This is a genomic window from Rhizobium sp. 01N48, from assembly GCF_056399145.1.
The window spans coordinates 19024-41122 of the sequence record NZ_JBFTQT010000003.1 but is presented as its reverse complement, the minus strand read 5'-3'; the positions used below and the strand labels follow the sequence as shown (position 1 = coordinate 41122).

At 61.8% G+C, this 22099-nt stretch carries 18 protein-coding genes; 9 read left to right on the top strand and 9 right to left on the bottom strand.

What is annotated here, in order from left to right; all coding sequences use genetic code 11:
• The first annotated feature begins 35 nt into the window (after window positions 1-35).
• A complete protein-coding gene (locus tag AC1DOG_RS06525) occupies window positions 36-476 on the top strand; it encodes a YqaA family protein (RefSeq protein WP_477927111.1) in 441 nt (146 codons plus the stop codon).
• Here the strand turns inward: AC1DOG_RS06525 and glyS are convergent, their stop codons facing one another.
• Window positions 477-2654 carry a glycine--tRNA ligase subunit beta gene (gene glyS, locus AC1DOG_RS06520; RefSeq protein WP_477927110.1) on the bottom strand — a complete coding sequence of 726 codons (2178 nt, stop codon included), beginning with the start codon at window positions 2652-2654 and terminating at the stop codon, window positions 477-479.
• Window positions 2655-3014: 360 nt separating this feature from the next.
• On the opposite strand from glyS, the gene AC1DOG_RS06515 reads away from it, so the two are divergent.
• From AC1DOG_RS06515 to ubiA, 5 genes are all read left to right on the top strand, one after another.
• Entirely contained in the window at window positions 3015-3554 is a 540-nt protein-coding gene (locus AC1DOG_RS06515) for a hypothetical protein (protein WP_112982242.1), read from the top strand.
• A 179-nt stretch (window positions 3555-3733) separates the two neighbouring features.
• On the top strand, window positions 3734-6043 hold the full coding sequence (locus AC1DOG_RS06510; protein ID WP_477927109.1) for a Tex family protein: 2310 nt from the start codon (window positions 3734-3736) through the stop codon (window positions 6041-6043).
• A gap of 135 nt (window positions 6044-6178) precedes the next feature.
• Window positions 6179-7438 carry a class I SAM-dependent methyltransferase gene (locus tag AC1DOG_RS06505; RefSeq protein ID WP_477927108.1) on the top strand — a complete coding sequence of 420 codons (1260 nt, stop codon included), beginning with the start codon at window positions 6179-6181 and terminating at the stop codon, window positions 7436-7438.
• Between the two features lie 70 nt (window positions 7439-7508).
• Window positions 7509-8087 (top strand): histidine phosphatase family protein, encoded by a 579-nt coding sequence (locus AC1DOG_RS06500; protein WP_477927107.1) that lies wholly within the window; start codon window positions 7509-7511, stop codon window positions 8085-8087.
• A gap of 286 nt (window positions 8088-8373) precedes the next feature.
• Complete coding sequence (gene ubiA, locus AC1DOG_RS06495) at window positions 8374-9333, top strand: 4-hydroxybenzoate octaprenyltransferase (protein ID WP_477927106.1); 960 nt, start codon at window positions 8374-8376, stop codon at window positions 9331-9333.
• A gap of 9 nt (window positions 9334-9342) precedes the next feature.
• Here the strand turns inward: ubiA and AC1DOG_RS06490 are convergent, their stop codons facing one another.
• Complete coding sequence (locus tag AC1DOG_RS06490) at window positions 9343-10212, bottom strand: amino acid ABC transporter substrate-binding protein (protein WP_477927105.1); 870 nt, start codon at window positions 10210-10212, stop codon at window positions 9343-9345.
• Between the two features lie 163 nt (window positions 10213-10375).
• Complete coding sequence (locus tag AC1DOG_RS06485; protein WP_112944656.1) at window positions 10376-10942, bottom strand: DUF6101 family protein; 567 nt, start codon at window positions 10940-10942, stop codon at window positions 10376-10378.
• A gap of 299 nt (window positions 10943-11241) precedes the next feature.
• On the opposite strand from AC1DOG_RS06485, the gene AC1DOG_RS06480 reads away from it, so the two are divergent.
• Window positions 11242-13989: a DUF1217 domain-containing protein gene (locus AC1DOG_RS06480; RefSeq protein ID WP_477927104.1), complete on the top strand. Its 2748-nt coding sequence runs from the start codon at window positions 11242-11244 to the stop codon at window positions 13987-13989.
• Between the two features lie 50 nt (window positions 13990-14039).
• Here the strand turns inward: AC1DOG_RS06480 and AC1DOG_RS06475 are convergent, their stop codons facing one another.
• From AC1DOG_RS06475 to AC1DOG_RS06460, 4 genes are all read right to left on the bottom strand, one after another.
• On the bottom strand, window positions 14040-15467 hold the full coding sequence (locus AC1DOG_RS06475) for an FAD-binding oxidoreductase (protein ID WP_477927103.1): 1428 nt from the start codon (window positions 15465-15467) through the stop codon (window positions 14040-14042).
• 16 nt (window positions 15468-15483) lie between these two features.
• Complete coding sequence (locus AC1DOG_RS06470; RefSeq protein ID WP_477927102.1) at window positions 15484-16458, bottom strand: L-threonylcarbamoyladenylate synthase; 975 nt, start codon at window positions 16456-16458, stop codon at window positions 15484-15486.
• Between the two features lie 58 nt (window positions 16459-16516).
• Complete coding sequence (locus tag AC1DOG_RS06465) at window positions 16517-17122, bottom strand: DUF6656 family protein (RefSeq protein WP_477927101.1); 606 nt, start codon at window positions 17120-17122, stop codon at window positions 16517-16519.
• A 91-nt stretch (window positions 17123-17213) separates the two neighbouring features.
• The gene (locus AC1DOG_RS06460; protein WP_477927100.1) at window positions 17214-17387 is read right to left on the bottom strand and encodes a hypothetical protein; all 174 of its coding nucleotides are present in this window, start codon (window positions 17385-17387) and stop codon (window positions 17214-17216) included.
• Window positions 17388-17540: 153 nt separating this feature from the next.
• Between AC1DOG_RS06460 and AC1DOG_RS06455 the strand changes: the two genes are divergently transcribed.
• A complete protein-coding gene (locus AC1DOG_RS06455) occupies window positions 17541-18785 on the top strand; it encodes an aromatic ring-hydroxylating oxygenase subunit alpha (protein ID WP_018902086.1) in 1245 nt (414 codons plus the stop codon).
• A gap of 328 nt (window positions 18786-19113) precedes the next feature.
• On the opposite strand, the gene AC1DOG_RS06450 is transcribed toward AC1DOG_RS06455, so the two are convergent.
• Entirely contained in the window at window positions 19114-20181 is a 1068-nt protein-coding gene (locus tag AC1DOG_RS06450; RefSeq protein ID WP_477927099.1) for a glycoside hydrolase family 25 protein, read from the bottom strand.
• Window positions 20182-20338: 157 nt separating this feature from the next.
• On the opposite strand from AC1DOG_RS06450, the gene AC1DOG_RS06445 reads away from it, so the two are divergent.
• The gene (locus tag AC1DOG_RS06445; RefSeq protein WP_477927098.1) at window positions 20339-20845 is read left to right on the top strand and encodes a BA14K family protein; all 507 of its coding nucleotides are present in this window, start codon (window positions 20339-20341) and stop codon (window positions 20843-20845) included.
• Between the two features lie 197 nt (window positions 20846-21042).
• On the opposite strand, the gene AC1DOG_RS06440 is transcribed toward AC1DOG_RS06445, so the two are convergent.
• Window positions 21043-22038, bottom strand: a complete 996-nt coding sequence (locus AC1DOG_RS06440) for a transporter (RefSeq protein ID WP_477927097.1) — start codon at window positions 22036-22038, stop codon at window positions 21043-21045.
• Between the last annotated feature and the right edge of the window lie 61 nt (window positions 22039-22099).

Here is a 22099-nt window from a genome sequence, read left to right as displayed (position 1 = left end):
AGCCCCACCATGCAGACCACCAAGCCCAGCGCGACATGACCACGCTTGCAGCCTATGCCGGCCTCTTCGCCATCTCGCTGATCGCGGCCACCATCCTGCCCGCGCAGTCGGAAGCCGGGCTCGTCGCGCTCATTCTCTCCGGGCAATATTCCACGCTGCTGCTCGTCGCGGTCGCCAGCGTCGGCAATATTCTCGGTTCGCTGGTCAACTGGCTGCTCGGCATCGGCATCGAGCGTTTTCGCCACAGGCGGTGGTTTCCGGTGGGAGAGGTGGCGCTTAATCGGGCGCAGCGTTGGTATCGGCGGTATGGGAAGTGGTCGCTGCTGGCAAGCTGGTTGCCCATCGTCGGTGACCCCATCACCGTCGTCGCCGGCGTCATGCGTGAGCCGCTGCCGGTCTTTCTGCTTCTGGTGACGGTCGCCAAGACCGCGCGTTACGCGGTCCTGGCGGTGATCACATTGGGCATCGTCGGCTGATCAGCCGGCGATCTTCGAGAAGTCGGCAACGGTGCCGGTGGCTTCGCGGATGAGGCGCAGGAGCGCCAGGCGGTTGGCGCGGATCGCTGCGTCTTCGTCGTTGACGAGCACGTCGGTGAAGAAGCGGTCGACCGGTGCGCGCAGCGTCGAAAGTGCCGCCATCGCCGAGCGGAAATCTTCCTTCTCGATCGCGCCGGATGCCTCCGCCGAAACCGTCTTGATCGCCGCGAAAAGCTCCTTCTCGGCGTCGAGCTTCAGAAGTGCATCCGAGACGCCATCGGCGACCACGGTACCCTTTTTCTCCTCGGCGGCCAGCAGCTGCACGGCGCGCTTGGTGCCCGCAAGCAGGTTCTTGCCATCCTCGGAGCTGACGAAATGCGTCAGCGCCTCGACGCGGCGGGCGACCATGCGGAGATCGTCGGTCTCGGGCGTCAGCACCGCGTCGATCAGATCGTGGCGGGCGCCCTGGTCGCGCAGATAGACCTTCAGGCGGTCGTGGAAGAACGACAAGAGGTCGAGCTGGCGCGACATGTCGTCGGCGGCAACGGTATTGCCGATATCCATGTCGATGCGCGCCATGTGGCTGACGATGCGCGGCAGAAGCGTCAGGTGCACGCCGCGCTCCAGGATGATGCGGATGACGCCAAGTGCTGCACGACGCAGCGCGAAGGGGTCCTTGGAGCCCGTCGGCTTCTCGTCGACGGCCCAGAAGCCGATCAGCGTGTCGAGCTTGTCGGCAAGCGCCACCGTGATGGCCACCTTGTCCTGCGGCAGCTGATCGGATGGGCCCTGCGGCTTGTAGTGTTCCTCGATCGCGGTCGAAACCACGACCTCTTCGCCCTGCAGAGCAGCGTATTTGCGGCCCATCACGCCCTGCAGCTCGGGGAATTCGCCGACGGCCTCGGTGCGCAGATCCGCCTTGGCAAGAACCACGGCGCGGTCGACCAGCTTGTAGTCGGCACCGGCGGGGAAGGCGACCTTGGCGGCCATGGCGCGGATGCGCTCCACCCGCTCGCCCTGCGTGCCGAGCTTGGCATGGAAGGTGACGTTCAGCGCATCGAGCTTGGCCATGCGCTGGTCGAGTGGCTTCTTCAGATCGAGGCTGAACTTCTTGGCCGAAGCCTCCAGCGTCTCCAGATCCGGCAGATCACCCTGGTCGCGTTTCCAGAAGTGCAGCGCGTCGGAAAGACGGGCGCGCACGACCTTGCCGTTGCCGTGAATGATTTCCTTGCCGCCATCTGTCGCTTCGATGTTCGATACGAGGATGAAATTGTTCGAAAGCGTCTCTTCACCCGGTTTGCGGGTGACGAAGCATTTCTGGTTGGTCTTGATCGTCAGCCGGATGATCTCGGACGGGATCGAGAGATAGGCTTCCTCGAAGCTGCCCATCAGCACTTGCGGCCATTCGACGAGGCCCGAGACCTCTTCCAGCAGGCCCTCGTCCTCGACCAGTTCGAGGCCGTTGGCGAATGCGACGTCGCGGGCGTCGTGCAGGATGATGTCCTTGCGGCGCTCGGCGTCGAGAATGACCTTGGCCTTTTCCAGGCTCGCGACATAATCGTCGAAGCGCTTGACGGTGATCGCCTCGGGCGCATGGAAGCGGTGGCCGTAGGTGATGTTAGAAGCGACGATGCCGGAGATTTCGAACGGAATGACCGTCGTTTCCTCATGCTCGGTGCCGAAAAGGCAGACGATCGACTGCAGCGGTCGCACCCAGCGCAGCGAGCCCGGCTGCGACGAGGCCTTGCCCCAGCGCATCGGCTTCGGCCAGGGGAAGTCGCGAATGATCGAAGGCATCACCTCAGCGATGATCTCCTCGGCGCTGCGGCCGGTCTTGGAGATGATCGCGACGTAGAAATCGCCCTTCTTCGGGTCGCTCTGCACCTGCGCCTCGGAAATCGAGGACAGCCCGGCTGCGCGTAGAAAACCTTCGATCGCCTTTTCGTTGGCGTCGGTGCGCGGACCCTTGCGTTCCTCGCGCACATCGGCGGAGCGGGCGGTCAGCCCGCGAATGTCGAGCGTCAGCCGGCGCGGCGTCCAGTATTCCCTGGCACCCTCATAGGAAAGTCCCGCCTCGACGAGCGCGTCGGTCACAAGCTTCCTCAGATCGCCGGCAGCCTTGCGCTGCAGGCGGGCCGGGATCTCTTCGGAGCGGAGTTCTAACAGCAGATCGGGCATGTCACTTTCCTTGCCTCCACGGGGAAGGCGCTACCTTGCGGGTCTGAAAACGGTCGCCTCTGCTAGCAAAGAATGGCGCAGATATACAAGCTGCAAAAGCAGGGAGGGCATCTCGAGACAATAATTTGCCGAGGTTTTTCCCGCAGTCGCTGGCCATCTTTGTTACCTGCGACGTGCCTGCCTGCGCGCTCATGGCCCGCATTGCATTCAAGCCAAAGTACCTGCGTTGTCCAGTGACCGTCGAGAGGGTTGATTGTTAGCCACCATAGGGTTATGCAAACCGGATTTATAATCGCATTGGTAGAATTGTTTCTCGGGCTGAGCTTCGCCGCAAGCCATGTTTACTTAAAGGAAAAGCTGATGGGTCTCGACATTGCCGCCTACGAAGGTCTTACAAAAAACGATAGCCTGAAATTCGTCGATGGCGACGTTTTCAACCAGCAGCATGAGATCGTGGATATCCCCGATAATGCTCTGATTGCCTTCATCAACCCTGCGTTTCCTGACCGTGCTCGTGATATTGAAGATCGCTGCATCTACAATGCTGTCGACCGCTTCAGCTTTAAAGCAGGGTCTTATAGCGGCTACAACCGATGGCGGGAGATGCTTGCGAAGCTTGCCGGTTATCCGGAAACCCGCCTTCAAATCAACGGCACAGAACAATCTCAGCATGCCTTTGGCGCGTGGATCGCCACGGCCGGCCCGTTTTGGGAGCTAATTAACTTCTCCGATAATGAAGGGATAATCGGGACGTCTGCCAGCAAGAAGCTATCAGCAGATTTCGCGACTTTCGATGACGCGGCAAGGGCTGTCGGTGAGGCCGAATTTTACCAATTGTTTCAACTGTGGCAGAGAGCCTTCGATATGGCCGCACGCGATGGCGCCGTGAATTTTGTTTGAATGCGGCCTCTGGTCATCGGAGCTGACAGCAGCCGTGGCCTCTCGGATGTAATCGAAAAGGAGGGGTGCAATGCGCCCCTCCACCCCCCCCACTTCCGCTGTGGAAACCCATCTCCATCCTTGCCTTGCCGCTTTTCGCCGCTATGGTCCGCCACCTCAATTGAAACGCAGGAACCATCATGGCCGCTGATATCCGCATGCTCTCCGCAGTCATCGCCTCCGAAATCAATGCCCGGCCCGAGCAGGCCAAGGCCGCGATCGAGTTGCTGGATGAGGGCGCGACCGTGCCGTTCATCGCGCGATACCGCAAGGAAGTGACCGGCGGGCTGGATGATACGCAGCTGCGCGATCTCTCCGAACGCCTCGTCTATCTGCGTGAGCTCGAAGCCCGCCGCGATACGATCGTGGAATCGATCACAGGCCAGGGCAAGATGAGCGACGAGCTGATGGCAAAGCTCAAGGGCGCGGCCACCAAGGCCGAGCTCGAGGATCTCTATCTGCCCTACAAGCCGAAGCGCCGCACCCGCGCCGAGATCGCCCGCGAGCGCGGCCTCGGTCCGCTCGCCGAAGCGATCCTGGCTGACCGCTCGAAAGAGCCGGCAACGCTGGCGGAAGCCTACATCACCGCTGACGTCCCCGACGTGAAAACGGCGCTGGAAGGCGCCCGCGATATCGTCGCCGAAGGCATCGCCGAAAATGCCGACCTGCTCGGCAAGCTGCGCGCCCATATGCGCGGTGCCGCGCTTCTCAAGGCCAAGGTGGTCGATGGCAAGCAGGCGGCCGGCGAAAAATTCTCCGACTATTTCGACCATTCCGAACGTTGGGCAACCGCCCCCGGCCACCGCGCGCTCGCCATGCTGCGCGGCTGGAACGAGGAAGTACTGACGCTGACGATCGAGGCCGACGCCGAGACAGCCTCGCCGAACAAGCCGGTCGAGCGGATGATTGCTGCCGCATACGAGATCGGCAACAGCCGCCCGGGTGATCGCTGGCTGATGGAGGTCGCCAGCTGGACATGGCGCGTCAAGCTCTCCATGTCGCTGTCGCTCGACCTGATGCGCGAGCTGCGCGAACGCGCCGAGGAAGAGGCGATCCATGTCTTCGCCCGCAATCTCAAGGACTTGCTGCTCGCAGCCCCCGCCGGATCGCGCCCGACCATGGGCCTTGATCCGGGTATCCGCACCGGCGTCAAGGTCGCCGTCACCGATGCCACCGGCAAGGTGGTCGCGACATCGACCGTCTATCCCTTCCAGCCCCGCAACGACGTGCGCGGCGCCCAGATCGAGCTCGCCTCGCTGATCCGCAAGCACAATGTCGAGCTGATCTCGATCGGCAACGGCACGGGTAGCCGCGAAACCGAAAAGCTGGTGGCCGACATGCTGGCCGATCTGCCAGGCACGAAGCCCACCAAGGTCATCGTCTCGGAAGCCGGCGCCTCGGTCTATTCGGCGTCGGCCACCGCCGCCGCCGAATTCCCCAATCTCGACGTGTCGCTGCGCGGCGCCGTTTCCATCGCGCGCCGCCTGCAGGATCCGCTGGCCGAGCTCGTCAAGATCGAGCCGAAGTCGATCGGCGTCGGCCAGTATCAGCACGATGTCGACCAGCAGAAGCTGTCGCGTTCGCTCGATGCCGTGGTCGAAGACGCGGTGAATGCCGTCGGCGTCGATCTCAACATGGCCTCTGTGCCGCTGCTCGCCCGTGTCTCCGGCCTTGGAACCTCGATTGCGGAAGCCATCGTCAGGCATCGCGACGAGACCGGACGCTTCGAGACCCGCCGTGATCTGCTGAAGGTCGCGCGCCTCGGCCAGCGCACCTTCGAGCAATGCGCCGGCTTCCTGCGCATCCGCGATGGCAAGGAGCCGCTCGATGCCTCCTCCGTCCACCCGGAAGCCTATGGCGTCGCAAAGAAGATCGTCGCCGCCTGCGGCCGCGACCTGCGCACCTTGATGGGCGACAGCGCGGTGCTGAAATCGGTCGATCCGCGCCAGTTCATCGACGACAAGTTCGGCCTGCCGACAGTCAAGGACATCCTATCCGAACTGGAAAAGCCCGGCCGCGACCCGCGCCCGAGCTTCAAGACCGCGACCTTCGCGGAAGGGATCAACGAGATCTCCGACCTGAAGCCGGGCATGACGCTTGAGGGAACGGTAACCAACGTCGCCGCCTTCGGCGCCTTCGTCGATATCGGCGTCCACCAGGACGGTTTGGTGCACGTTTCGCAGCTGGCAGACCGCTTCGTCAAAGATCCTCACGAAGTTGTGAAAGCCGGCGATGTGGTGAAAGTTCGCGTCGTCGAGGTGGATGCGAAGCGCAAACGCATCGCGCTTTCCATGCGCAAGGATGACGGCGCGAGCGCCCCTGCGCCACGCGGCGAAACCCGTTCAAATCCAGCGCCTCGCGGCGGAAACGAGCGGCGCTCGTCGAGCCCCAAGCAGGAGAGCCAGGGGGCGTTCGGCGCAGCACTCGCCGAGGCCATGAAGCGAAAATAAGGGCTTACGGATAAGCCTTGCAGAAATGTCACACTTCGGCGTGGATGTCGCCGAAGTGTCAAATACGGCGCTTGTAAGGCAGGCCAGACGGCCTAAGTTGATTGGATTATCCTGTCACATTGCGAGGCCTTACTTATGGCGTCGAATTTCTTATCGATTGTCCAAAAAATCATCCGCAAGGGTAACCTGAAACTCACACTCGCCAATGGCGAGACACACACCATCGGGGACGGTACCGGAGAACTGGTTGCCGCCCGCGTTGCCGACGAGGAGGCGGAGCGACTGATCCGCCGAGACCCCACCCTCAAGCTCGGCGAAATGTACATGGATGGCCGGTTCATTCTGGAACAGGGCAACATCTACGATTTCCTGGCCCTGGTGAAACAGAACACCACCAACGAAATCTTCGACATCCCGATGGCGGCCCTCCTGATCGGCCGCATCGCCCTGCAGCAGCTGAAGAGCCGTCTGCCCGTCAACCACAACAAGCGCAACGTTGCCCATCATTACGATCTGTCGGAGAAGCTGTTCGAGCTCTTTCTCGATGAGGACTGGCAATATTCCTGCGCTTACTACAATCCGCCCGGCATCAGCCTGGAGGAGGCGCAGGTCGCCAAGAAGCGCCACATCGCCGCCAAGCTCCTGCTTCAGCCCAACCAGCGCGCGCTGGAAATCGGCTCCGGCTGGGGTGGCATGGGCATGTATCTGACGGAGTCCACACCGGGGCTCGATCTCACCGGCATCACGCTCAGCGAAGAGCAGCTGAAGATCTCCCGCGAGCGAGCGCAAAAGCGCGGTCTCACCGACCGGCTGCGCTTCGAGCTGCAGGACTACCGCACGATGAAGGGGCAGAAGTTCGACCGCATCGTCTCCGTCGGCATGTTCGAGCATGTCGGCATCGGCAATTTCGGCAACTTCTTCCGCAAGGTGCACGAGCTGCTGGCCGATGACGGCGTCATGGTGCTGCACTCGATTGCCCGTCCGAAGCCGAGCTTCGGCACCAATGCCTTCATCGAGAAGTACATCTTCCCGCAGGGCTATATCCCCTCGATCGGCGAAACGCTGCCGGCCATCGAAAAGGCGAACCTTCTGGTGCGCGATGTCGAGGTCCTGCCGCTGCACTATGCCTACACGCTGCGCCATTGGCGCGAGCGCTTCGTGGCGCGCAAGGCCGAAGCCGTGGCGCTTTATGACGAACGCTTCTTCCGCATGTGGGAGTTCTATCTGGCGGGCTCCGAAATAGGCTTCCGCTGGGACGAGCTCTTCATCATGCAGATCCAGATTTCCAAGAACCAGTATTCCACCCCCGACAATCGCGACTATATCGCCGCGAACGAGGCGAAGCTGAAGGAATTCGAGGCCACACGTCCGCCGCTCGAAAAGGTCATTCTCTGACTTGACGAAAAGGCGCGGCAAGACCCGCGCCTTTTTCGTTTCCGCTGTTTCAGTCTGAAAGGGTTGCGAGATGAGCAGTGCCTACCCCGAGATCACGCTGGTGCGCCACGGCGAAACCGAATGGAGCCTGTCCGGCCGCCACACCGGCCGCAGCGATATCCCGCTGACCGAAAACGGCGAAGCCGCCGCCAGCCGCCTCGGCCCGCGCCTTGAAGGCCTGACCGTCGCCGAAGTCTGGTCGAGCCCGTCTGAGCGTGCCCGCAACACCTGCCGCCTTGCCGGCTTCGGCGAGCGGATGGTCGTCAAGGACGACCTCGCCGAATGGGACTACGGCGCCTACGAGGGGGTGACGACCAAGGAAATCCTGGCTCAACGCCCCGGCTGGCAACTCTTCCGCGACGGCTGCCCCGATGGCGAGAGCGCCGCCGACGTCGGCACCCGCGCCGACCGCGTCATCGCCGCGGTCCGCGCGGCGAACGCCCCGATCCTGATCTTCTCTAGCTCCCATTTCCTCCGGGTGCTGGCGGCTCGCTGGGTGGGATTGCCAGCGGAAGGCGGGGCGCATTTCGTGCTGGATACGACGAGCGTCAGCGTGGTGGGATATGAGCATGATCTCAGCGAGCCGATGATCCGGCGGTGGAATGGGTAGATTTTTTGAGGGTGTAGCATAGGCTGACCTCAGCGCCCGGAGCCCCTCATCCGCCCTTCGGGCACCTTCTCCCAGCGGGGGAGAAGGGGAGGTTGGCGCGAGCGGCCCACCCCGAGTCCCTTCTCCCCCGCGGGGAGAAGATGCCGGCAGGCAGATGAGGGGGCCACTCCCGCGAACCTCTCCAATATCTAATCAACCACACCCACCAATCTCACCAACCACCAACCTCTCCACCCACACCCACCACGCCCTTGACCCGCCATCCCCCACATCGCTAGATGACCGCATGCAACAGATCGACGGAATCAACGGGCGCGTTGCGGATGCGCCGTCCAACAACTGGGTTTACCGGGTGCTGCCGCCATGGCTCTGGCCATACGCGCAGCTGGCGCGCTGGGATCGTCCGATCGGCTGGCAGCTTCTGCTGTGGCCGTGCTTCTGGTCGGCGGCGATGGCGGCCAATGCGGCTGTCCATGTCGGCCTCTTTTCCGGCGGTCAGCTGATCTGGCATCTGGTGCTCTATTTCATCGGCTCCGTCGCCATGCGCGGCGCCGGCTGCACCTATAACGATCTCGTCGATCACAAGATTGATATGGAAGTCGCGCGCACCCGCTCGCGTCCTCTGCCATCCGGCCGCGTCACCCGCATGCAGGCAAAGATCTTCATTCTCTTGCAGGCGCTGGTCGGTCTAGTCGTCGTCCTCCAGCTCAACTGGTTCTCGGTCATCCTCGGCGTCGCGTCGCTTGGCATCGTCGCGCTCTATCCCTTCGCCAAGCGCTTCACCGATTGGCCGCAATTCTTCCTCGGGCTTGCCTTCTCCTGGGGCGCGCTGATGGGCTGGGCCGCGATCTTTGGCAGCCTCTCGCTGGCGCCGGTGCTGCTCTATATCGGCGCGGTCGTCTGGACGATCGGTTACGACACCATCTACGCCCACCAGGACAAGGAAGACGACGAGCTGATCGGCGTCCGCTCGACCGCGCGCCTCTTCGGCGACAACACCAAGCCATGGCTGGTCGGTCTCTATGGCCTGATGCTGATCCTCACCTTCGCAGCCTTCCTGCTTGCGGGCGTCGGCATCATCGCATATCTCGGCCTATTGATCGCAGCCGGCATGTTCGCCTGGCAGATCGTCACGCTCGATATCAACGATGCGGATCAGTGCCTCGTGCTGTTCAAGTCGAATAACCGCGTCGGCATGATCATCTTCGCGGGCCTGTTCCTGTCGCTGCTGTTCGTGCTGCCTTAAGGCGCCCGTCTACGGAACGTGCTGCATGATGATTTGCGTGTGCAGCATTGGCGCATCGGCGCCGAAATAGGTGTCAAGTACCGTAAGGAAATCGTCGGACAGATAGAAATCCGTCAAGGCGCGATCGGCGAGCAGGCGGAAATCGGCGTCGTTTCGGGGCAGGGCGATCGCATAGGGTTCATGCGTGAACAGCCGATTGCCGACCTCAAGCAAGGATGGATCGCGCGCCCGGGTGGCTAGACTGGTCAGCAACACCTGATCGCCGATATAGGCGTCGATCTTGCGATCCTCCAGCGCCTTCAAGCCCTCTTCATGTGTCTTGAAATCGGCGATCGTGGTCGTCGATGCCTGCCCCTTCATGGCCTCGTGCAGGGCCGCTCCCGTCGTCGAGTTCGCCCGCGCGCCGATAACGCTCGCCGACGCGGCCCGCTGGCTGACGGCGCTCACGGCCGGCTTGTCGAAAAAGAACGATTGCAGGTAGTCGGGCGAATCCTTGCGAAGCAGGGCGCTTGCACCGGTGAGGAAGATCGGCTGCGAGAAGTCGACGATCTCCCGCCGCTCGAGATTGACGGTGATCGCGCCGCACAGCAGATCGAGTTCGCCATCCTTCACCGCATCGAAGCCGTTGGCGAGCGTCTTCTGGACGTATTCGCGTTTCAACTCCGGCACCTGATGTTCGATATCATCGGCGATCTTGTTGCAGAGGTCGATCGCATAACCCGTCGGCTCGGCGCCGGCCTTGGCCGCGGAGAAGGGCGCTTCGTCATCGATATAGCCGATGCGCACAGTCCCGCGCTCGATGATGCCGTCGAGAGTGCCGGCACTTGCCGTCAGGGCTGAAAGGGAAAGGGCGATAATCGCCAGCGGGAGCCATCTCATGCACTTTGTTGCCACCGGCATGACGCTCATCTCCGAAAGACGGTTGCGATCTCAAAGCTGTGCACGCAGCTTATGGTCAGTCGGCCATTTGTCAACCGAGGTCCAAAAACGAAAAACCCGGCACACCGGCCGGGTCTTTCCGTCTGATCTTTCACATCACCCCTTAGCTGCGGGCGATGATTTCCTTGCCTTCGATCTTCATGGCAACGCCGAGCGTGCCGGTCGAGCGGCGCACGAGGAAGCGTGGGCGGCGGTTGGCGAAGTAGGAGTGGCGGCGGCGCGGCTTCAGGTGGCTGGTGCGCAGTTCGCCGAGATGTTCTTCCAGCGGGCGGGCAATGCCGTCGGCCTCGACCATCAGCATGGGAATACGGAAGGCTTCCGACCAGCCGCGCCAGTCGGCGGCGATGTCGGAAAGGTCGTGCGCGACCAGAAGCGGCACGCAGAGATCGGGATCTTCGTGGTGCAGTTCGAGCGTCACGGTGACCTCGCCATTGCCGTGGTCGATGGCGCGGGCGGCGACGCCCTTGAAGGCGCGCTTCGGCAGCGCGATGGAGAGTGGAAGGCCGCTCGAGGGGAGGATCTTGCGCAGGATGGCGCCGCGTTCGTCGATCGTTATGCTGACATCGCTTGTGGAGTCGTGGATGGCGTAGCTTACCTGCTGCGGAAAGCGCGACGGATCAAGACGAAGTGTCGCTCCAGCCCATGCGGGCTTCATAACGGTATTGTTCATGTTCATTCTCACCCTTGTCTTACCTGAGAGCCGGTTTCCGGTCTTCTCCTCGGGACTTTTCGTCCTCTGTGGCTGACAATAGGCGCCGCCTGTTCGAGACAGCTTAAAAATCGCGGTTAAGAAGACCTTGCCTCCCTGGATGGTTATCAAAACCAAACGTGGCAGGGTTTCCGAGTGGTGAACGCAGGGTGTGTCAGGTTGCGACAGGGCGCGGGTAAGTCTCGGGTAAGCTTTTCATAGCAAAATGGAGCGGTGAACCGTCTGTCATTCATCCAAGACTATTGCCGGAATAGAACGCTATGATCTCTGCTTCGTTGGGCTATACGATAATATCGGGCGATTTGCAGAAGAGCCTTGACCGCGTCGCCTCGCAGACGACGGTGAAGCGCGAGGCACAGTACTATGACGAAAACATCAACAAAGTCAAAGATGTAGACGACTTCCTCGGCAACTATAAGCTCTATAGCTATGCGATGAAGGCCTACGGCCTTGAGGATATGACCTACGCCAAGGCCTTCATGAAGAAGGTTCTGGAGAGCGATCTCACGGATGCCAACAGCTTCGCCAACAAGCTGTCGGACAGCCGCTACAAGGAATTTGCATCCGCCTTCAATTTCGGCACGACGGCGACCGACCCGCAAAGCGACAGCCAGGAGACCGACATGCTCGGCCTCTACACGCAGTCCTTCGCCGATGAGGGCGCCAACGCCGCCACGGAATCGACCTATTACAGCACGGCGATCGACAAGGTTCAGAGCGTAACCGGCCTGACGTCAAACGCCCGTCTTCGCACTTATGTGCTCGGCGCTTTCGGGATCGACCCGACCTACGTGTCCAACGACTATCTCAGCAAGGTCCTGACCAGCGACGTCAACGATCCGAACAGCTTCGTCAACACCAGCGGCAACGCCAAATACAAGGCGCTCGCCGCCCAGTTCAGCTTCAATGCGGACGGTACGGTCAACGGCACGGCGCAAACCGCCAATCAAAAGAACGCGGTGATCGAGCAGTACAATCTCACCGTTCCCTCGATCGTCACCCCCAAGGCGGCCGAATACAACAAGGCCTATTTCGATGCCAACATCAGCTCGATCACAAGCGTCGATCAGCTGATTTCGGACAAGCGGCTGACCTCCTATATCAAGGCCGCTTATGGCGCCGGCGAGGATTTCAGCGATGCCGGCCTGAAGCGGGTGCTGACCGATTCCAGCTACGCGGCCATGCTTGGTTTTGACGCCATCAACGCCGCCTTCAATTTCAATGCGGATGGCACCGTCGACGCGACGAAAGCCGGATACGCGGCGCAGACATCGGCCCAGATCGGCGCCACGGCGACGGCCGCCAACAACATGTCGAGCGCCTATTCGACCAAGATCGCCGGTATCAAGACGGTCGATGACTTGATCGCCGATACCAAGATGACATCCTACATCAAGGATGCCTATGGCGTTCCGCAAAGCTTGAGCGACGCGGATCTGAGAAGCGTGCTGACCGATTCCAGCTATGCCGGGCTGCTCGGCCTCCAGGCCGTGCATGATGCCTTCAACTTCCAGGCGGACGGCAGCGTGACGTCGGATGGCGCGCAGACCGCCAGCCAGATCCGTCTCGTCGGCTATAATGCGAGCGACAACCTCAGCTATTACCGCAGCAAGATAAGCGCGCTTTCCAATGTCGACGATCTGATCGCCGACACGAAGCTGACGAGCTTCCTGAAGAGCACATATTCGCTGCCATCAACCATCAGCGATTCAGACCTGAAGAGCATCCTCACCGATGCGAGCTTTGCGGCCTCCAGTGGCTTCAGCAACGTCAATGAGGCATTCAACTTCGCCGCCGACGGCTCCGCCGCGGCAATGTCGGGTCCGCAGAGCACGCAGCAGACGACGAGCGTGGATACGCTATACTCGGCACACTATGCAGATGAGCAGCAAGCCGAGATCGACAGCTCTGTTGCCAACTACAAGACGCGCATGGCCGATGACAAGGTGACCAACGTTGCCGATTTCCTGCGCACCAACCTCACCGCCGACACCGATCGCAGCAACGACAGCCTTCCCGATCTTTACCAGATGGCGCTTCGTTCCTATGGGCTGACGGAGCAGGATGTCTCGCGCACCATGATGCGCAAGCTGCTGCAAAGCGATCCCTACGATCCCAAGGGCTATGTCGCCTCGCTGAAGGACGATCGCATCACCGACATGGTGCGCGCCTTCAATTTCGGCACGGACGGCAAGGCCACATCGGAAGTGCAGGCCGTATCGACGGCCGTGCTGGCGAAATATGGAACGACCTACAAGTCGCTTGCGACGCTGGGCATGAGCGCCGGCCCCGTGCGAGACAAGGCTTCCAAGGATGCGACGACCGAGGTCGACGATTTTGCCAAGAAGATCGTGACGGTGAAATCGCTCGACGACTTCCTCAACGACAGCAAGCTGACCGATTTCGTGCTGAAGGCCAATGGTCTTGATCCGAAGGACTACGACAAGGCGACCTTGAAGAAAATCTTCACCTCGGACCCGACGGACGACAAGAGCTACCTGAACAAGACGGCGCCTTCGAAGTTCAAGGAAATCGTTGCCGACTTCAACTTCGATACATCTGGCAACCTGACCCGCTCGAAGATCGGCGCCATCCAGAACGTCGGTGCCGAGGAACGGACTCAGCAGGGCTATCTGCAGATGACGCTCGAAACGCAACAGGGCGAGAGCAATGACGGCGTACGCCTCGCGCTCTACTTCGCCCGTAAGGCCCCGAGCGTCACCTCGATCTATTCGCTGATCGGCGACCAGGCGCTGTTCCAGGTCATCACCACCGCCTACAGTCTGCCGACCAGCATGTCGAACATGGACGTCGACAAGCAGGCGACCATGCTGAAGAAGTTCGTCGATATCAATGATTTCCAGGACCCGAAGAAGGTCGACAAGCTGATGAACCGGTTCACGGCCATGTATGATCTCAAGAACAACACGACGACGTCGCCGGCGCTGACGATCATGAACTCCTACGCCTCGAACGCAGCGACCATCAACAGCAACAACAAGCGTTAAGCGCTGTCGTTACGGTGAGATGAGAAGCGGCCATCCGGCCGCTTCGTCCTTCAGTCGATGTTGACGACCTTGCCGGGGTTCATGACGCCGGCGGGATCGAAAGCCTTCTTGATGCGGCGCATCAGGTCGATCTCGATCGCAGGACGGATCGCGGCGAGCTCGTCGCGCTTCAGCTGGCCGATGCCGTGTTCCGCCGAAATCGAGCCGCCATGAGACAGCACCAGCCCATGCACGATCACGTTCATCTCGTGCCAGCGCTCAAGGAATGCCTGCTTGTCGGCGCCAACGGGCTGCGAGATGTTGTAGTGGATATTGCCGTCGCCCATGTGGCCGAAGGCGCAGATGCGCGCGCCCGGCATGGCAGCCATCACCGCCTGCTCGGCTTCGTGCATGAACTGCGGCACGGTCGAGACCGGCACCGACACGTCATGCTTGATCGATCCGCCCTCAGGCTTCTGCGCTTCCGACATGCTCTCGCGCATGTGCCAGAGCGCTGTCTGCTGCGCGACGGAGGAGGCGATTGCCGCGTCCTGCACCAGGCCAGCCTCGAAACCCTGCTCCAGCAGCGCCGTCATCATCCGCTCGGCAGTCTCTGCCGAATCCGAAGTGGAGATGTCGATCAGCACGTACCAGGCATGTTCGCTCTCCAGCGGATCGCGCACGCCCTCGATATTGCGGGCGGTGATCTCCACGCCGAAGCGCGGCATCAGTTCGAAACCGGTCAGCGAGGTGCCGCACAGGCTGGAGGCGAGGTTGAAAAGTGACAGTGCGTCCTCGACCGAGTTCAGGCCGGCGAAGGCCACCTGCTTGCCGAGCGGCTGCGGAAAGAGCTTCAGCACCGCGCCGGTGATGACACCCAGCGTGCCCTCGGCGCCGATGAAGAGATCGCGCAGATCGTAGCCGGTATTGTCCTTCTTCAGGCGGCGTAGCCCGTCCCAGATCTCGCCGGTCGGAAGCACGACCTCAAGCCCGAGGCAGAGCTGGCGCATGTTGCCATAGGCAAGCACGGCGGTGCCGCCGGCATTGGTGGAAAGATTGCCGCCGATGCGGCAGGAGCCTTCCGAGCCGAGCGACAGCGGAAACAGCCGGCCATGCGCCTCAGCCGCCTTCTGCACGTCGGCGAGGATCGCGCCCCCATCGGCGACGAGAACGTTGGCGACGGGATCGACGTCGCGGATCTTGTTCATCCGCTCCAGCGACAGGATGATGTCGGATTTCCCCTCGCGCGGCGTCTGTCCGCCGACAAGCCCGGTATTGCCGGTTTGCGGCACCACGGATGTGCCGGTTTCGCTGGCGAGCTTGAGGATGGCGGAGACTTCCTGAACGTTTGCGGGCTTCAGTAGCATCGGCGAGGAGCCGTGGTAGAGGCCGCGGTTCTCGATCAGGTGCGGCGCCAGGTCCGCCTCGCTGCGCAGCGCGTATTTGTCGCCGACGATGGCTGCGAAACGGTCGAGTAGATCAGGTGAAACGCTGCTCATCGGGCTTTATCCTCTGTTATTCCCGTGGGGCCGCGGCGCGCCGCAGCCGGTCGTTGATGGCTTCGCCGAGACCCTCGTCGGGAATGGCGCTAAAGGCGATCGTCGCAGCGCCACTGGCATCGGCGCGCTTCATGTAGTCGAAAAGATTGGTGGCCGCTTCGGCGAGATCGCCGCTCTCGCTGAGATTGAGCACGACCTTGGCCTTATCGGCGTTTGCTATAGGGGAGGGGCCGAAGGCGATCAGCGCCTCGCCATCGCTCACCTCGATGGCATCGAGCCGCACGGCCGCACCCGGCGCATAGTGCGAGGCCATCATGCCCGGCGCTTCGATCGCAGCGGACGCCATCTTCGGGCGCACCAGCTTCACGCCGGCGACGCGTTCGATCTCGTCGGCCGGCAGCCCGCCCGGCCGCAGCAGCCTCAGCTTCCCGTCCTCGACCTTGACGATGGTGGATTCCACGCCGACATCGCTCGCCCCGGCATCGAGGATCAGCTTGATCTTGTCCCCGAGATCGGCCTGCACATGCGCGGCGCTGGTGGCGCTGATCTTGCCCGACGTATTGGCACTAGGCGCCGCCAGCGGATGGCCGAAGGCGCGGATAAGCTCGCCGGCAAATCCCTTCGGCACCCGGATGCCGACCGTGTCGAGCCCGGCCGTCGCCAGCGCATGGATGCCGCTCGTAGCCTTCAGCGGCACGACGATCGTCAACGGCCCCGGCCAGAAGGCCTGCGCCAGCGCCCGTGACAGCGGATCGAAATCGGCATAGGTCTCTGCCATTTCGAGATCCGCCATATGGCAGATCAGCGGATTGAACTGCGGGCGGCCCTTGGTCTCGTAGATGCGGGCGATGGCGGCCGGATTGGTGGCGTCGGCGGCAAGGCCGTAAACCGTCTCGGTCGGAATGGCGATCGGCAAACCTTCGCCCAGCACCTTGCAAGCAGCCGCGATCGCCTGCTGCCTGTTCTCGGTGATGTCGATGATCTCTGCCATATGCCGCCCGGATAGTCTGTCCGGCAGTCCTTATGCCCTTGCGGCCCCGCGATCAATATCAGAGCTGGCGAATGATCTCGCGGAGCTGCTCGTTGCGGGCGCCGAGCAGGAGCACGTTGCGGATCGCGACCTGCGGATCGTGGGTGCGAAACAAAAGGCCGTTGCCGCGGATATTGCGGTCGATCGTCATCTTCTCCGGTGTATGCTCGCCGGGCCGAATGGCGACGGCGAAATACATGCGCGAGTAACGCACGTCGATCTTCTCGAAGACATTGTCGTTGTCGCCGATATCGGCGTAAAAATTGGCGATATAGAAGGCCCAGCTGACGGCTTCGTACTGCGCGAACTTGGTGCGCGCCGCCGTCACGTGGCAGTAGCCGAGATGCGGGCTGTCTTCCAGCGTGCGGTGAAACACCATCTTCGGAAACTGGATGGCGCGGTGAAAGCCGTTGATATGCTGGTGCGTCTTCTCGCCGGCGGTCTGCAGCTTGCGGCCGGTCTTCTCGGCCACTTCGTCGTGGGTGAGATAGCGACGCTCGGCGGCCAGCCAATGCGACTGGTGGCGGGTGATCTTGCCCGTTCGCAGGAATTCGGAATGCGGCGCGACCGGCGCGGTGGGCTGGTCGATGCTCGCTCTGGCGTCGAAGTAACGAAGTTTCGCCATGGTCTCGGATCCGGCTGCCTGTCTCTTTGGCCAAAGGATAGGCAATCATGCTTAATGCGATGTTAAATTGGGCCGACTGCCATTGCGGCTGCTACAAACTGCCACAAGCTGCTGTCGCAAACAGAATATCGCTGGCAAGGCCGCTCTCGCCTCCCTTGATCTCTGGTAATTTCGACAAAGTCGCAAATAATCCTATTTGTTTGAAGCGACGCGGAAATGCGCCTTTTTGGTCGCGGCGCGATCGCCCGAATGCAACTGTCGTCATTTTCGAAGCCGATGTCGCTTTGCAGCCACGCGGGCGGCGTGGGCAGTGGTTAAATGCATCACATAGGCAATATCTCCTTCGGGAGAGGGGGCGAGCGCTTCCCGCGGCTTTCGCCATCCGCTATGTGGCAGCCCGAATAGACGAGGATATGAGATGGATATTCGCAGCAACGTTTTACGGCAGCTCAAGAACCGCCGCGAGGGCTTCAGCCTCGAGCAACCCTTCTATATCGACGAGGATTACTTCAAGCTCGATATGGAGCTGATCTATTATCGCGACTGGCTGTTCATGGGCCATGACTGCGAGCTGCCAAAGGCCGGCGCCTATTTCACGGTGCAGATCGGCGATTACCCAGTCGTCATCGTTCGCGGCCGCGACAACGTCATTCGCGCCTTCCACAACAGCTGTCGCCATCGCGGCTCGCGCGTCTGCACCAAGGATCACGGCTCGTCGGTCCGTCTTGTCTGTCCCTACCACCAGTGGGCCTATGATCTCGACGGCAAGCTCGCCTTCGCCCGCCACATGGGCGACGATTTCGACAAGTCCGGCTTCGGCCTGAAGCCGGTGCATTGCGAAAGCTTCGGCGGCTATATCTTCATCTGCCTCGCCGACAAGGCACCGGACTTCCAGCCGGTCCGCGACATGGTCGCCCCTTACATGATGCCGCATCACCTGAAGGACGCCAAGATCGCCTTCCAGAGCACCATCATCGAGAAGGGCAACTGGAAGCTCGTCTGGGAAAACAACCGCGAGTGCTACCACTGCGCCGCGAACCATCCCGAGCTCTGCCGCACCTATCCCGAGGCACCGAGCGTCACCGGCACTGATGGCGGTGCCGATGATCCGGAGATCGCGGGCCACTGGGCGCGCTGCGAGGCCGCAGGCCTTCCCAGCAAGTTCCAGATCTCGCCGGACGGCCAGTTCCGCGCCGCCCGCATGCCGCTGATCGAGGATGCCGAGAGCTACACCATGTCCGGCAAGCGCGCCGTCGCCCGTCCGCTGTCGGATGACGTGACGATCGACCGGATCGGCACCATGCTGCTCTTCCATTATCCGACGACCTGGAACCACATCCTCGGCGACCACGCGATCTCCTTCCGCGTCCTGCCGCTCAGCGCCAACGAGACGGCCGTGACCACCAAGTGGCTGGTCCACAAGGACGCCGTCGAAGGTGTCGATTACAATCTCGAGGAACTGACGCACGTCTGGACCGAGACCAACGACCAGGACCGCCGCATCGTCGAGGAAAACGCCTTCGGCATCCACTCGCCGGCCTATGAGCCCGGTCCGTACTCGATGCTGCACGAGGGCGGCGTCATGCAGTTCCTCGAATGGTACGCGCTGTTCATGACCAACCGCCTGCAGGGCGATCAGGCCAAACTCTCCGTCGTCGCCTGACGTCGAGTTACGATAGAAGGGAGGGCACCCTTGGTAAGGGTGTGCCCGCCAGACTGACGATAAAGCTTTCCGGGTCAAGAAGCCGYAATCTCCTCATTCCTGTGCTTGTCACAGGAATCCAGCCGCCGCGCATCGGCGCGGCGAAGAGAGTCTTTTGCGATCAAGGACTTGATCGCGCTGGATCCCTGTGACGAGCACAGGGATGAGGGAGGGTGAAGCGCCTATGCTGACCAAAACAAGCGTTGGCATCACTATAACGCGGAGCTCTGTCAGTGAGTTGCTGAGCACACTCCGCAAAGGGTGCGCTCGTTTTGGTTGGCTCTCTTGTTCAGAAATCCTGATAATTCAGCGCGTTGATTTCACGCGGCGGCACCGATGAGGTGACGAGCCCATCCCGCGCGGCCACCGTCACCGCCGTCGCGGCTGCCGGCAGCTGTGTGGCGGCGGGCAATTGCGCGATCGGCGGCAGGCCTGATGTTGCGGCCACTGGTGGCGGCAGCGGCTGGCGCGGTTCCATCTCGATCTTGGCGAGGATCAGCGGCGGATCAGGTTCGCGCGCCGGCAGCAGGTTGCCCTGCGCCCAGATCTTCGCAAGGTCAGCCTTGTTCATGGCGGCGACATTGACGTCGATATCGGTGAGTGTGCCGGGCACACGATAGGGGCAGCGCCGCTTGCTGCAATTGTCGCCGGCCGAGAACTGCCAGAGCAGATAGTTGTCCCAATTGCCCATCGGGAACACGCCTTTGACGTCGGGCTTGTAGCGCGCATACCAGATCGGCAGCCGCGCCAGCACCGGATAGTCGTTGCGATAGGCGGCGATGTAGCGGGCGGTGTCGTGGTTGGTGTAGAGCACCGGATAGCGCCCGGTCCGCGTCTTGATGTGGCCAACGAAGATCTGCGCATCCTCGAGCGACATGAATTTCTGGGGGTCGATGCCCTCGAGATCGAGGATCATCATCTCGTCCGGCTTGGGTGTCGCATAGTCGAGAAAGTGGTTGGCCTGATCGATCGGGTTGCCCGGGCGGGCGAGGTGATAGGCGCCCCACAAAAGCCCGGCAGCGCGCGCCACCAACCGACGCGTCTGGAACAGTTCGCGGCTGACCGCATATTTGCGCCACATCGTCTTGCAGTGCCCCACCGTGTCGCCGGCATGGTCGCCATCGCACGAAAAACTCTCCGGCAGTCCGTCCGACGCCTTGGAGATGAAGCCGGCGATCCGCTTGTCGGAGGTCAGCGCCTCCCAGTCGATCGTGTTCAGTTCGTAGCCATCGACGACCAGCGCATTATCGGTCTTTTTCCAGGGGAGTGTATCGCCGGCCGTGGCGTAATGAGACAGTCCGGCCGCGATCGCCAGAAGCAGAATACGGAGAGTGGCTCTTCCATGCCGTTGCTTCATGTAACGAGAGTGATGAAAACTGGTTAACGAAATGCTTATCAGTCTTTACGAATAAACAAAAAATCGTGAGCGGTCGCGAAAAAAGATGCGCTCAGGAACATCTTCCCCAATCAATGCGTTACATCTCGGGTTCATTTATGGTGAGATTGGAGTGTTCATGCCCAGGTCGTTCAAGCAACTCGTCGTCGCGGCCATTTCCTCATTGATGCTGGTTACAAGCTTCGCGCCGTCGCAGGCCGTGCAGATGCCTGCCGCGCCGCAGGTGGAAAAATCGGCGGATGTTCAAAACGTGCAGTATTGCCGCTATGGCCGTTGCGGACCGCGTCCGGGCTATTATGGTCGGCCGGGTGGCTACTATCCCGGTTATCGCCCCGCTTATCGCCCGGCCTATCGCCCCGGCTGGTACGGCGGCTATCGCGGCTACACCTATGCACGTCCCGGCTATCGCCACTATAACGGCTACTGGTACCCGCTCGCCGCCTTTGGCGCCGGCGCCATCATCGGCGGCGCAATCGCCAGCCAGCCGCGCTATGCACCGGCACCGCGTTACGTCGCCCCAGCTGGATCGAGCCATGTCGCCTGGTGCGAGCAGCGCTACCGCGCCTACGACAATACCTTCCAGCCGTACAACGGCCCCCGCCAGCAGTGCGTTTCGCCTTATTGAGGGTTAGGGGGTATTCGCTAGGCTCAGCGCCAGCGGCCCCCTCATCCGACCCTTCGGGCCACCTTCTCCCCGCTGGGGAGAAGGGAAGAGGGAGCGAGTGGCTCGCCAAAAGTCCCTTCGCCCCATAGGGGAGAAGGTGGCGGCAGCCGGATGAGGGGGCTCCGGGTTCAACGCTAGCCCACACTATCCCACCCACCTCACAAAATATTCACCCGCTTCAACAGCCACCAAGCCAGCGCGATCGAAGCGATGATCATCCCGATCGCGTATTCCGTCCCCGTCGACCCCTGCGTGAACGGCAGGTTGGCCGTGTTCATGCCGAAGAAGCCGGTGACCAGCGTCGGCGGCAGCAGGAAGGCGGTCATGATCGACAGGATGTAGAGGTGCCGGTTGGTCTCCGACGAGAGCTTGGAATCGATTTCCTCGTGCAGCAGCCGTGCCCGATCCTGCAGAGCGTAGATGTCGTGGTCGACCGTCTCCAGCCGCGCCGTCAGCCGCCCGGCCACATCCTCGAAGCCGAAGGGCATCTCGTCGTCATCGGAAGCCGCCGCCCGGCGCATCAGGCCGAGCACGGTCCTCAGGTGCCGGTGGATGCGCACGACGGTGCGCCGGACGGGCGCCAGCCGCCGGCGCTCGTCGCGCGGCGCCGTGTCGTAGACGAAGTCCTCGATGATATTCAGTTCTTCCGTCAGGTCCATCACGATCGAAATCAGCGTGCGCTGGAATTCGGTGACCAGCAGCTCGAACAGATCGACCGGCCGGGTGAACTTCGCCGGGTTCTTCTCGATCAATAGCCGTGCCCGCTCGACGCTACGCAACGGCTGCAGCCGGGTGGTGATGATGAAGCGGTCGGAGATGGCGAAATGCAGCCAGCCGAGATCGGCGGTCTCGTGATCGAACTCGCGCTGGCAATCGACCAGCGTGCCGTAGAGCATCTGCTCGTCGACCGTGATTGCCGAATGCGTGTCATGCGTGGTGAGCGCGGCCTTGGCGTCGTCGGTAAGCCCCGACAGCGCATCGATAAGCGCGGGCACGCGGGCGTCGGCGAGGTTGAGATGCAGCCAGTAGAAGCCGCCATCGGCGGTAAGGTCCGCCGGCAGCGCGTTGTTGGAAAGCCGTATCGGCTTGCCGCCGCCATCGGGGAAGCGATAACCCCAGACGAAACCCGGCATGCTCACAGGCAGTGTATCCATTCTTTGCCGGTCCTCTTGCATTGGCGGTGTGCTCCACGCTGGCGTCTGGGTCTTGGCGACC